A 12,055-nucleotide genomic window follows, 5' to 3' on the forward strand; every position below is an offset into this window, starting at 1 on the left:
CCAGGGCCCGGGGAAGCCGAACCAGATGTGCCGGATCGGGGCAGCCTACGTCCTGACACCGGCGCGACCGCGGAAGACCCCGGGGCGAGCCCGGGGTCTTCCGCATCATGCCCGCGCGGTGGCGGGTTCACGGGCGGCGTCGGCCGGCGGGGCGGGCCCGGTCGAGCCGCTCGCCGCCGGGTCGACGGCGTGGGCGGGTGTCGGACCGGCCCTTACGCCCGCTGCGGTCCGGCTTGGGCCATGGGCCAAGTGCCGCCGGCGGAATGCCACGAACCAGGACGTCGTCCATCAGTTTGGCCATCGAGTAGCCGGGTTCGACGTCGAGCGCCCGGTCGAGGGCAACCCGGGCCAGGGCTCCGTTGCCGGCCCGCCAGGCGGCGAAGGCCAGCAGGCTGGCCGGCCCGGCGGCAAGCTCCGGCTCGGCCCGGCGGGCGATGTCCTGCCAGAAGGTGACCTGCCACAGCTCGTCGGTGACCCGCTCCCAGGCGTAGTCGCGCACCTCCAGGTCGGTCAGCAGCAGACTGAGCCAGGCGATGTCCTCGTCGGTCGGGGCGATGCCCCGGCCCTGCCGTTCCAGCAGCATCCGTACCGTTTTCTCTCCGGCCCGGCGCAGCGTGCGGGCACCGAGCAGGTCGGCCGGCGGGGCGTGGTCGACCAGCGCGGAGCGGCGGGTCCGGGCGCGTTCGGTGGCGGCCCGCATCGCCGCCCGGGCCGGGCCGGTGACCGGTTCCACCTGGCGACGCAGCGCGGCCCGGTCGGGCAGGGCGACCTGCCCGGCGACGGTGGCCGCGACCGCGACCGGGTTGATCTCGGCGTCGAACCGGTGGCCCTCCGGCGGGCAGCAGGTCGGATCGTCGCAGAAGGAGGACCAGTAGCGACCGTCGGCCACCCGCAGCGCGTCAAGCAGCACGGTGCCCTGTCGGCGCAGCGCGTCGGTGGTGTCCCGCAGGACCGGGTCGACGGTGTCGGCCGGACCGTAGCCGAGCACGACGGCGGCGCTGACCTGCTGACGATCGACGATGGCGGTCAGCTGGGCGGTTGCCGCCGCGCGGACGTCGGCCGGGACCGTGGCGTCGGGCAGGTCGGCGCGGGCGGCGATGACGACCGTGTGGTCGCGCATCCCGACCACCACCACGCTGTCGGCGGGGTGGAAGCCGATCAGGTAGGGCACGGCGGCGATCAGGTCGGCGGGTTCGCGGACGGTGAGCGCGGCGCCCTGAGACGTCCCGGCGGCCGGGTCGGGAACGGAATCGGGGGCGGGTACCGGTTCGGTAGGTGTCATGCCGGAAACTGTCGCGCCGGACGGTGACCGGTTGTGGCCGTCCCGACCCGACCTGTGGACGACACGCCAGGTTATCCACAGGCACGCAGAGTAGTTTCCCTGGTGACGGCGTTTCTGCTCACCACTGGTTGCGCCACTGAGCTGGACGGCAGGCGGCGCGGGTTACCGTGCCGCCATGGATCTGGCGTACCTGCGGGCCCACCCGGAACACCTGCCGACCTTCCTCACCCATCAGCGGATCCGGGAGACGCCGGTCTCTGGCGGGTCGATCTGCGCGGCGAGCCGGCTCACCCTCGACGACGGCAACTCGGTGTTCGCCAAGTCCTGGCCGGAGCGGTCCGCCAGGCCGTTGCCGGACGGCCTGTTCGCCGCCGAGGCGGCCGGGTTGCGTTGGCTGGCCGCCGCCGGCGGGGCACCGGTGCCGGAGGTACTGGTGGCGCTGCCGCAACTGCTGGCCCTGGAGTGGGTCGAGCCGGGCGACGCGGACCCGGCCGCCGCCGAGCGGTTCGGCCGGGAGCTGGCGATCACCCATCGGGCCGGCGCGGCCGGGTTCGGGGCGGACTGGCCGGGGTTCGTCGGCGCGCTGCCGCAGGACAACGAACTGGTGACCGACCGACCCTGGTCGGCCTGGTTCGGGCAGCGCCGGCTGCTGCCGTACCTGCGGATGTCGGTCGACAACGGCGCGCTCACCGCCGCCGAGACCGGCCTGGTCGAGCAGGTGGTCGACAACATCGACGGGTACGGCGGCGACGAGCCGCCCGCTCGGATCCACGGCGACCTGTGGCCCGGCAACCTGCTCTGGGGTGCGGACGGGCGCTGCCGGCTGGTCGACCCGGCGGCGCACGGCGGGCACCGGGAGACCGACCTGGCGCAGTTGGCGCTGTTCGGCGGCGCCCCGCACCTGGATCGGATCCTCGACACCTACCAGGAGCAGTGGCCGCTGGCCGACGGGTGGGCGGCCCGGGTGCCGGTGCACCAGCTGCACCTGCTGCTGGTGCACACCGCCCTGTTCGGGGCGGCGTACCGCTCGGCCGTCGCGGACGCGGCCCGCGCCGCGCTGCGGTCCTGACGCACCGGCGCGCTACGGTCGGCGCATGGCATCGAGCGCACGGCCCGCCGACGGCCGGCTCACCGATCGGTACGGGCGGGTCGCCACCGACCTTCGGGTGTCCCTGACCGACCGGTGCAACCTGCGCTGCTCCTACTGCATGCCGCCGGAGGGTCTGCCCTGGCTGCCCAGCCCGGACATCCTGACCGACGACGAGGTGACCCGGCTGATCGGGGTCGCGGTGTGCCAGCTCGGGGTGACCGAGGTGCGGTTCACCGGCGGCGAGCCGCTGCTGCGCCCCGGGCTGACCCGGATCGTCGCCGCTGCTGCGGCGCTGCGGCCCCGACCGGTGCTGTCGTTGACCACCAACGGGATCGGTCTGGACCGCTTGGCGCCCGGCCTGCAGGCCGCCGGCCTGGACCGGGTGAACGTATCGTTGGACACCCTCGACCCGCAGCGGTTCGCCCAGTTGGCGTACCGCCGGCGGCTGCCCGACGTGCTCGCCGGGCTGGCCGGCGCGGCGGCGGCCGGGCTGACCCCGGTCAAGATCAACGCGGTGCTGCTGCGCGGGGTCAACGACGACGAGGCCCCGGCGCTGCTGCGGTACGCCCTGAACCGCGGCTACGAGCTGCGCTTCATCGAGCAGATGCCGCTGGACGCGCAGCAGTCCTGGGACCGCGACCGGATGGTCACCGCCGCCGAGATCCTCGACCGGCTGCGGTCCGAGTTCACCCTGCTGCCGGATCCCGCCGAACGGGGTGCCGCACCGGCCGAGACCTGGCTGGTGGCCGGCGCCGAGCGGTCGGACGGCAGCCCGGCCAAGGTCGGGGTGATCGGCACGGTGACCCGGCCGTTCTGCGGTGACTGTGACCGGACCCGGCTCACCGCCGACGGGCAGGTACGCGACTGCCTGTTCGCCCGGAAGGAGTCGGACCTGCGTGGCGCGTTGCGGTCCGGGGCCGACGACGAAGAGTTGGCCCGGCGGTGGCGGCGGGCGATGGCCGGGAAGCTGGCCGGGCACGGCATCGACGATCCGACGTTCCTGCAGCCGGCCCGGCCGATGTCGGCGATCGGCGGCTGACCGTGGACGACCCGACACGGGATGGAGCCGAGCAATCGGTGACGGTGCGTTACTTCGCCGGGGCGCGGTCGGCGGCCGGGCGGACCACCGAGTCCGTTCCGGCCGGGCTGGACCGGGCCGGGCTGGTGGCAGAGCTGACCGGTCGGCACGGCGACCGGTTGGGTCGGGTGCTGGCGGCGGCGAGTTTCCTGGTCGACGGCGTCGTCTGGCATGATCGTCACACACCGTTGCCGGCCGGTGCCACGGTCGACGTGCTGCCACCGTTCGCCGGCGGCTGAGGAGGACCGCGTCCGTGCTCGCCGTACTCGGGTTCGTCACAACGCTGACCCTGATCACCGGCCTGATCCACGGTTACCTGTGGTGGCGGCTGGTCCGGGACACCACCCGGCCGGGGCGGTGGCGACGGGCCGGCACGCTGCTGGCCGTCGGGTTGGCGGTCCTGGTGCCGGTGACGATGGTGAGCACCCGGTCCGCCGGGATGTCCTGGCTGGCCTGGCCCGGCTACGTCTGGCTGGCGGTGATGTTCTACCTGCTGGTCGTCCTGCTGGTGCTGGAGCCGCCGATGCTGGTGGCCCGGCTGGTCGGCCGGGCCCGCAGCCGCCAACTGAGCAGGGTGGGCACGGTGCCGGTGACCGTACCGGCCGAGACGTCCGCCCCGCCGCCGGCCGAGCTGCCCGGCGGCCGGCCGGCCGACGACTCGGTGCCCGACCCCGGCCGACGGCTGTTGCTCGCCCGCAGTGCCGCAATCTTCGCCGGGCTGACCGCGACCGGCGTCACCGGCTACGGCATCCGGACCGCTCTCGGCCCGCCCCGGCTGGACCGGGTGCAGGTGCCAATCGCCCGGCTGCCCCGGGCCATGGACGGCCTGCGCATCGCCACCGTCTCGGACATCCACATCGGCCCGCTGACCGGGCCGGCGCACACCGCCCGGATCGTCGAGCTGATCAACAGCCTGGACGCCGACCTGGTCGCGGTCGTCGGCGACCTGGTTGACGGCACCGTCTCCGAGCTCGGCGGCACCGCCGCCCCGCTGGCCGACCTGCGCGCCCGCTACGGCAGCTTCTTCGTCACCGGCAACCACGAGTACTACTCCGGCGTCGAGGAATGGGTCGCCGAGGTGGACCGGCTCGGCCTGCGGGTGCTGGTCAACGAACGCCGGGAGATCGTCACCCCGGGCGGGGTGCTCGACCTGGCCGGGGTGAACGATCCGACCGCGGAGACCGCGCGGCCGGCCGGGCCGACCGCCGCCGGGTCCGGGCCACTGGCCGGCCCGGACTACGACCGGGCGCTCGGCGACCGGGACCCGGACCGCCCGGTGGTGCTGCTCGCCCACCAGCCGGTGCAGGCCCACGAAGCCGCCCGCTACGGCGTCGACCTGCAACTGTCCGGGCACACCCACGGCGGTCAGATCGCCCCGTTCAACCTGGCGGTACGGCTGGTGCAACCGGTCGTCTCCGGCCTCGCCACGGTCGACGGCACCCAGGTCTACGTCACCAACGGCGCCGGGTTCTGGGGTCCGCCGGTGCGGGTCGGCGCGCCGCCACAGGTCTCCCTGGTCGAGCTGCGCAGCGAGTAGGAGCGCAACGGGTCAGCCGGCGGCGAGTGAGAGTCACGTCTCGCGGGTTTCCGCGCGTGGCGACACGCCGGGCGGCCCGGTCACATGACAGGATGCGGCGTGCCCCCGTACCGCGCCGTGCCCTCTCCCGGCTCCGCCACGGGACCCGGGCCCTTCATCGCCGACCTGCACATCCACTCCCGGTACTCGCGTGCCTGCAGCCGGGACCTGAACATGTCGAACCTGGCCTGGTGGGCCCGGCGCAAGGGCGTCAGCCTGCTCGGCACCGGTGACTTCACCCACCCGGCGTGGTTCGAGCATCTACGGGAGTCGCTGCGCCCGGCCGAGCCGGGCCTGTACCGGCTCAGCCCGGAGGCCGAGCGGGACGTCGCCCGCCGGCTGCCGTCCCGGCTGGCCAGCGAGGCCGAGACCAACCCGGTGCGGTACATGCTCAGCGTCGAGATCTCGACGATCTACAAGCGCGGGGACCGGACCCGCAAGGTGCACCACCTCATCTACCTTCCGGACCTGGACGCGGTGGCCCGGTTCAACACGGCGCTGGGCCGGATCGGCAACCTCGGCTCCGACGGCCGGCCGATCCTCGGGCTGGACTCCCGCGACCTGCTGGAGATCACCCTGGAGGCGAGCGCGGACGGCTACCTGGTGCCGGCGCACATCTGGACGCCGTGGTTCTCCGCGCTCGGCTCCAAGTCCGGCTTCGACGCGATCGCCGACTGCTACGCCGACCTGGCCGGGCACATCTTCGCCGTCGAGACCGGGCTGTCGTCGGATCCGGCGATGAACTGGCGGGTGTCCAGCCTCGACGGCTACCAACTGGTGTCGAACTCCGACGCGCATTCGCCGCCGGCGCTGGCCCGGGAGGCCACCGTGCTGGACAGCGCGCTCGACTACTACGCGGTACGTGAGGCGCTGCGCACCGGCGACGGGCTGGTCGGCACCATCGAGTTCTTCCCCGAGGAGGGCAAGTACCACGCCGACGGGCACCGCAACTGCGGCGTCAACTGGGCCCCGGAGCAGACCCGACAGGCCGCCGGTCGCTGCCCGCAGTGCGGCAAGCCGCTCACCGTCGGGGTGCTCAGCCGGGTCGAGGATCTCGCCGACCGGCCGCACGGGCACCGGCCGGCCAACGCCAAGCAGGTCACCCACCTGGTGGCGCTGCCGGAGATCGTCGGTGAGATCAACCGGGTCGGTGCCCGGTCGAAGACCGTCGAGGGCCAGGTGGTCAACCTGGTCGCCGCGCTCGGCCCCGAACTGGACATCCTGACCAAGGTGCCGGTGGACGACATCCGGCGGGTCGGCGGCGAACTGCTCGGTGAGGCGATCACCCGGCTGCGTCGCGGCGAGGTCCGCCGGGTGCCCGGCTACGACGGCGAGTACGGGGTGATCACCCTCTTCGCGCCCGGGGAACTGGCCGCCGGCGGTGGTGCCGGTCAGCCGGAGGCGCTGTTCGACGTACCCGTGCCGGCGCAGCGCCCGGCCGACGGGCCGATGGCCGCCGACGAACCGGCACCGGCCGGTGTCCGACGCGGCGGACAGTCCAGGGCCGGGACCGGACAGTCCAGGGCCGGGACCGGACAGTCCAGGGCCGGGGCCGGCCGGTCCGGTTCCGGTGGGCGGCCGACGCGGCCGGGCCGGTCCGGGCGGTCCGGGCAGGAGCCGGCGGCACCGCCGATCCCGCCGCCACCGACGCCGTCGCCGCACGAGCCGTTCGAGCCGATGCTGGCCGGCATGGAGGAGGTCGGCACCGGACTGCTGGACCGACTCGACGCGATGCAGCGGGTCGCCGCGTCCGCGCCGGGCGGGCCACTGCTGATCGTCGCCGGGCCGGGTACCGGCAAGACCCGGACGCTCACCCACCGGATCGCGTACCTGTGCGCCGAGCTGAACGTCTTTCCGGAGCGCTGCCTGGCGATCACCTTCACCCGCCGGGCCGCCGAGGAGCTTCGCCACCGGCTCGACGGACTGCTCGGCCCGGTGGCCGAGGACGTCACCGTGGCCACCTTCCACTCGCTGGGGTTGACGATCCTGCGGGAGAACCCGAAGGCGGCCGGGTTGCCGGCGACGTTGCGCATCGCCGACGACACCGAGCGGGAGCTGGCCCGCGCCGAGGCTGGCGAGGACGACGCCACGTACGCCAAGCTGCTGCGCGCGGCCGGCCTGGTCGACCTGGACGAGCTGGTCACCCTGCCGCTGCGGCTGCTGCGCGAGGACCAGAAGCTGGTGGCCCGCTACCGGGACCGCTGGCGGTGGATCTTCGTCGACGAGTACCAGGACGTCGATGCCGACCAGTACGAGCTGCTGCGGCTACTCAGCCCGGCGGACGGCAACCTGTGCGCGATCGGCGACCCGGACCAGGCAATCTACTCGTTCCGGGGGGCCGACGTTCGCTACTTCCTGCGCTTCTCGGAGGACTTCGTCGACGCCCGGCTGGTCCGGCTGGCCCGAAACTACCGGTCGGCGGCGCCGATCCTGGCCGCCGCCGTGCAGGCCATCACGCCCAGTTCGCTCGTCCGCGGCCGGCGGCTGGAGCCGGCCCGACTCGATCCGCAGGCACCGCTGATCGGGCTCTACCCGGCCGGCACGGCCGCCGACGAGGCGACGTTTGTGGTGCGTACGGTCGACGAACTGGTCGGCGGGATCTCGCACCGCTCGTTGGATTCCGGGCGGATCGACGGGCAGACGTCGTCGGTGTCGTTCTCCGACATCGCCGTGCTGTACCGCACTGACGCGCAGTCCGGCCCGATCGTGGACGCACTGACCCGGGCCGGTGTCCCGGTGCAGAAGCGGTCGCACAACCGGCTGCGGGACCGGCCGGGGGTGACGGCGATCGCCCGCGAGCTACGGCACGCCGGTGGCGGGCTGGACGGTTCGCTGGCCGCCCGGGTCCGGCTCGCCGGGCAGGTGCTGGCCGACCGGCTCACCACGCCGACGCTGGACCTGCCAGCCGGGCCGCAGCTGTCGCCGCCGGACATCTGGTCTGCCGTGGAGTTGCTCACCCCGCTGGCCCGCCGCTGCGGCGACGACCTGCCGATGCTGCTGTCCCAGCTGGAGACCGGCGCCGAGGTGGACGCGCTGGACCCACGGGCCGAGGCGGTGACCCTGCTCACCCTGCACGCGGCGAAGGGCCTGGAGTTTCCGGTGGTCTTCCTGGTCGGCTGTGAGGACGGCCTGCTACCGCTGCGCTTCCCCGGTGCTACGCCGACCGACGACGACGTCGCCGAGGAGCGGCGGCTGTTCTTCGTCGGCCTGACCCGGGCCCAGGACCGGCTCTACCTCTCGCACGCCCGCCGCCGGGTCCGGCATGGCAGCGAGCGGGAGACCCGGCCGACGCCGTTCCTGGACGCGATCGACGCGGGGCTGTTCGACCGGCTCGGCGACGAAGGGCCGCGCCGTCCCAAGGACCGCCAGCTGCGCCTGCTGTAGGGGCTGGTCAGACCGCCGCCGGCCCGGTCACTCGCGACCGCCGGACCTGGTGCAGCGTCGGACCATCATGCGGTTGGCCGACGGTTGGCGCGCTTCGGGGAGGTGAGCTGCTGGGGTGCTCACGCTACGGTGACGTCTGTCATCGCCGACCCGAGCGGACAGCCGGGGCCGGAACCGCCGCGCAGGAGGACAGGAAATGTCGCAATACGGACCGCCCGGCGGGCCGTACCCGGGTGAGCAGCCAGACCGGTGGCCCGAGCATCGGCAGCCGTCGGAGCCGTACCGGGAGCCGTCCGATCCTTGGGGCGGACCGCCTGGACCCTGGGGTGACGCGCCTACCGAGGCACCAGGCCAGCAGTGGCACGGCGGCGCACAGCCGGACTGGCCGACCGGGCAGCCTCCGCCCGCCGCTCCCGACTGGCAGGGGTACGGGCAGCACACGTCGGCCGGCGACCAGAGCTGGCATTCGCCGACCCAACCTGCCCAGCGCTGGGCCGGGGCCGACGACCAGACGTGGCAGCAGTCCGGCGGTGACCAGCCGTGGCAGCAGCCGGGCGGGGGTCAGCCGTGGCAGCAGCCGGGCGGGGGCCAGCAGCCGTACCCCGACGGCGGCCAGCAGCAGCCGGGCCCGGCACCAGCGTGGGAGCCGGCTGCAGAGCCACGCCGTTCCGGGCGTGGTGGGTTGAGCGGTGGACTGCTCGCCGTGTTGATGGGTCTGACGGTGCTGCTCTGCGGCGGCGGCGCGGCCGGCATCTACGTTCTGACCCGCGACGAGACGCCGGACACCGGGGTGGAGTTGACGGCACCGACCTCCGAGCCGGACGCCGCACCGTCCGCAGCCCCGTCGGAGCAACCCGAGCCGACGGCTGAGGCCGACCAGCCGAGCCCCACTCCGACACCGACCTCGTCGAACGACGCCCGGTTCGTCGACGTGGGGCAGTGTGTCCGCAACGATGCCGAGGCGGAGGAGGAGACGCCGGTGCTCACGATCACGGATTGTGACCCCGGCGCGTACGAGGTGCTCGCCCGCTTCGATGGCGTCACCGACGGCGAAGACGACGCGAAGACCAAGTGCGCGGACGTCGAGGGCTATACCAACTGGTACTTCTTCAACAGCCAGCTGGACGCCCTGGATTTCGTGCTCTGTCTCAGGCAGCGGTGAACTGACCGGTGAGGCTGCCGCCGGATGGCAGCCGTTGGTTACCGTTCCGGTAGCACAGTTGATCCGCTGGACCCCTGCCCGGCGGGTGAGATCCGTGCCAGGCGGGCAGCGCCCCGTCTGATCCAGCGACGACGCTAGGGAGATCATGTCCAGCTACGGTCCGCCGGGCTACCCCGGTCCGGGACAGCCCGACGACCCCGCCGGTCAGTCCGGTTACCCGCCCCCGGGTTCCGGATACCCGCCTCCGGGCTCCGGTGCCCCTGATCCGACCACGCCCTACTCCTCGCCGTACCAGCCCGGCGGTTACCCACCGCCGACTTCCGGTGGCGGCGCCTACCCACCACCGCCGACCTCGGGTGGCGGTGGCTACCCGCCACCGCCCGGATCGGGTGGTGGCTTCCCACCGCCACCGCTACCGGGTTGGGGTCCGCCGCCGCCCGGGATGCCCGGTGCCCCACCGCCCAAGAAGTCCCGCACCGGGCTCATCATCGGGCTGGTGATCGGCGCGGTGGTGTTGTTGCTGCTGCTCTGCGGCTGCGGTGTGATCGGGTTGTTCGCGCTGACCGACAGCAGCACCTCGACCGCCGGCGAGGAACTGCCGACGGTGGACGTTTCGACCGACACACCCGACGATCAGCAGGGCGAGGACGCCGATTCGGCGCCGCTGCCCGGCGGCAGCGACGACCTGATCGTGGTGGGCGACTGTGTGGTCAACGACGGTTCGGAAGAGGACGCCGTCCTGCGCAAGGTGGCCTGTGAGCCGGGCACCTTCGAGGTGCTGTCCCGCATTCCGCTCACCACCGACACGGAGCGCTGTGACGATCCGATCTTCGGCCACCCGGACACCGACACCACCTACACGCACGACACCGGTGAGCAGGTACTCAACTACGTGCTCTGCATGAAGGAGCTCTGACCGGAGACGTTCTCGACCAGTGACTAGGGCTCTCTAGCGTGACAGCTAGAGAGCCCTAGTCACTGGTCGACCGTCGGGCAGGGCCCGGCGGACGGGCCGTCCGCGGGGCCGGCAGGACGTCGGCCGACACGATCGGGACCTATACCCGGTTCTAGCGCAGACGCTAGACGGCCCGATACGGTGCCAGACATGGATCCGATCCGGAATCCGTACGCCCCCGGCGCCGGCCAACGTCCACCCGAACTCGCCGGTCGCGGCCGCGAGCTCGACGTCTTCGACGTGGTCCTGGAACGCGTCGCCCGAGGCCGGCCAGAGCGCAGCCTGATGCTCACCGGCCTACGCGGGGTGGGCAAGACCGTCCTGCTCAACGCGCTCCGTTCCCAGGCCATCGCCCGGCTCTGGGGCACCGGCAAGATCGAGGCCCGGCCTGACCAGTCGCTGCGCCGCCCGGTCGCCGCCGCCCTGCACATGGCGGTACGCGAGCTCGCACCCCGGCACCGGGCACCCGAGCGGATCGACAACTTTCTCGGCGTACTGAAGGCCTTCGCGCTACGCGCGAACCCGCCGGCCGCCGGCGGACGTGGCAACGCGCAGCCTCGGCTGCGCGACCGCTGGCAGCCGGGCATCGACGTGCCGGCGGCGACCGGGCGGGCCGACTCCGGCGACATCGAAATCGACCTGGTGGAGCTGTTCACCGACGCCGCCGCGGTGGCCACCGACGTCGGCACCGGGATCGCGCTGTTCATCGACGAGATGCAGGACGTCGACCCGACCGACGTCTCCGCGCTCTGTGCGGCCTGTCACGAGTTGTCGCAGCTCGGCGGGCCGCTGATCGTCGTCGGAGCCGGGCTGCCGCATCTGCCGGCGGTGCTCTCCGCCGCCAAGTCCTACTCCGAACGGCTGTTCCGCTACCAGCGAATCGACCGGCTGGACCGAATCGCCGCCGACCAGGCGCTCACCGCGCCGGCCGCCCGCGAGCAGGTCGAGTACGAGGCGAAGGCCCTTGACCTGCTCTACGACAAGTCCGGCGGATACCCGTACTTCGTGCAGGCCTATGGCAAGGCGACCTGGGACCATGCCCCGCGCTCGCCGATCACCGCCGCCGACGTGCGGGTCGCCGCGCCGGAGGCGGAAGCGGAGCTCGCGGTCGGGTTCTTCGGGTCCCGGTTCGAACGGGCTACCCCGGCGGAGCGCGAGTACATGCGGGCGATGGCCGTGCTCGCCTCCGCGGACCCGGGGGACGGCCCGGCACCGGCCGTCGAAGGTGCCGACGACGAGACGGGCGATGGACCGCCGGACCCGGCGGCGACGGCGGACATCGACCCGGCGGTGTCGACCGCCGAGATCGCCCGGTCCCTCGGCCGGAAACCGGCCAGCTTGTCGCCGGCCAGGGACGCCCTGATCAAGAAGGGGCTGATCTACTCGGGCGAGCGCGGCACGGTCGCGTTCACCGTGCCGCACTTCGGCCGCTACCTGCGCACCCAGCCCGGCTGACCACGCCCGGTGCGGCCCGGCACCCCGCCGCTACCCGACAGCTCACCGGTTTGCCGGGTAACAGACCGCCCAA

General features: G+C 73.3%; 9 protein-coding genes. 8 read left to right on the forward strand and 1 reads right to left on the reverse strand.

The genetic code is table 11. The features are described from left to right. Window positions 1–127: 127 nt before the first annotated feature. Window positions 128–1,282, reverse strand: a complete 1,155-nt coding sequence (locus O7553_RS26550; protein ID WP_281552303.1) for a DUF4192 domain-containing protein — start codon at window positions 1,280–1,282, stop codon at window positions 128–130. Window positions 1,283–1,457: 175 nt separating this feature from the next. On the opposite strand from O7553_RS26550, the gene O7553_RS26555 reads away from it, so the two are divergent. The 8 genes from O7553_RS26555 (at window position 1,458) to O7553_RS26590 (ending at window position 11,982) form a co-directional block, all read left to right on the forward strand. Next, entirely contained in the window at window positions 1,458–2,351 is an 894-nt protein-coding gene (locus tag O7553_RS26555; RefSeq protein ID WP_281552304.1) for a fructosamine kinase family protein, read from the forward strand. 25 nt (window positions 2,352–2,376) lie between these two features. Next, window positions 2,377–3,411, forward strand: coding sequence for a GTP 3',8-cyclase MoaA (moaA, locus tag O7553_RS26560; RefSeq protein WP_281552305.1), 1,035 nt, complete (start codon window positions 2,377–2,379; stop codon window positions 3,409–3,411). Further along, entirely contained in the window at window positions 3,408–3,689 is a 282-nt protein-coding gene (locus tag O7553_RS26565; protein WP_281555764.1) for a MoaD/ThiS family protein, read from the forward strand. The genes moaA and O7553_RS26565 overlap by 4 nt, the downstream gene beginning before the upstream one ends. A 14-nt stretch (window positions 3,690–3,703) precedes the next feature. Beyond that, a complete protein-coding gene (locus tag O7553_RS26570) occupies window positions 3,704–4,987 on the forward strand; it encodes a metallophosphoesterase (protein WP_281552306.1) in 1,284 nt (427 codons plus the stop codon). A gap of 84 nt (window positions 4,988–5,071) precedes the next feature. Further along, entirely contained in the window at window positions 5,072–8,410 is a 3,339-nt protein-coding gene (locus O7553_RS26575) for a UvrD-helicase domain-containing protein (RefSeq protein WP_281552307.1), read from the forward strand. Between the two features lie 196 nt (window positions 8,411–8,606). After that, window positions 8,607–9,572 (forward strand): flagellar basal body protein FliL, encoded by a 966-nt coding sequence (locus O7553_RS26580; protein ID WP_281552308.1) that lies wholly within the window; start codon window positions 8,607–8,609, stop codon window positions 9,570–9,572. Between the two features lie 145 nt (window positions 9,573–9,717). Next, window positions 9,718–10,488, forward strand: a complete 771-nt coding sequence (locus O7553_RS26585) for a hypothetical protein (protein WP_281552309.1) — start codon at window positions 9,718–9,720, stop codon at window positions 10,486–10,488. A gap of 189 nt (window positions 10,489–10,677) precedes the next feature. Then, entirely contained in the window at window positions 10,678–11,982 is a 1,305-nt protein-coding gene (locus O7553_RS26590; RefSeq protein ID WP_281552310.1) for an ATP-binding protein, read from the forward strand. The last annotated feature ends 73 nt before the right edge of the window (window positions 11,983–12,055 follow it).

Origin of the sequence: Solwaraspora sp. WMMA2059 (genome assembly GCF_027497315.1) — a bacterium.
In the GTDB taxonomy this organism is placed as follows: Bacteria; Actinomycetota; Actinomycetes; order Mycobacteriales; family Micromonosporaceae; genus Micromonospora_E.

What these genes read in the sequence shown, in the direction of transcription:
- O7553_RS26550 (WP_281552303.1), bottom strand. Translation starts at nt 1,282, where the DNA reads ATGACACCTACCGAACCGGTACCCGCCCCCGATTCCGTTCCCGACCCG.
- O7553_RS26555 (WP_281552304.1), top strand. Translation starts at nt 1,458, where the DNA reads ATGGATCTGGCGTACCTGCGGGCCCACCCGGAACACCTGCCGACCTTC.
- moaA (WP_281552305.1), top strand. Translation starts at nt 2,377, where the DNA reads ATGGCATCGAGCGCACGGCCCGCCGACGGCCGGCTCACCGATCGGTAC.
- O7553_RS26575 (WP_281552307.1), top strand. Translation starts at nt 5,072, where the DNA reads ATGACAGGATGCGGCGTGCCCCCGTACCGCGCCGTGCCCTCTCCCGGC.
- O7553_RS26580 (WP_281552308.1), top strand. Translation starts at nt 8,607, where the DNA reads ATGTCGCAATACGGACCGCCCGGCGGGCCGTACCCGGGTGAGCAGCCA.
- O7553_RS26585 (WP_281552309.1), top strand. Translation starts at nt 9,718, where the DNA reads ATGTCCAGCTACGGTCCGCCGGGCTACCCCGGTCCGGGACAGCCCGAC.
- O7553_RS26590 (WP_281552310.1), top strand. Translation starts at nt 10,678, where the DNA reads ATGGATCCGATCCGGAATCCGTACGCCCCCGGCGCCGGCCAACGTCCA.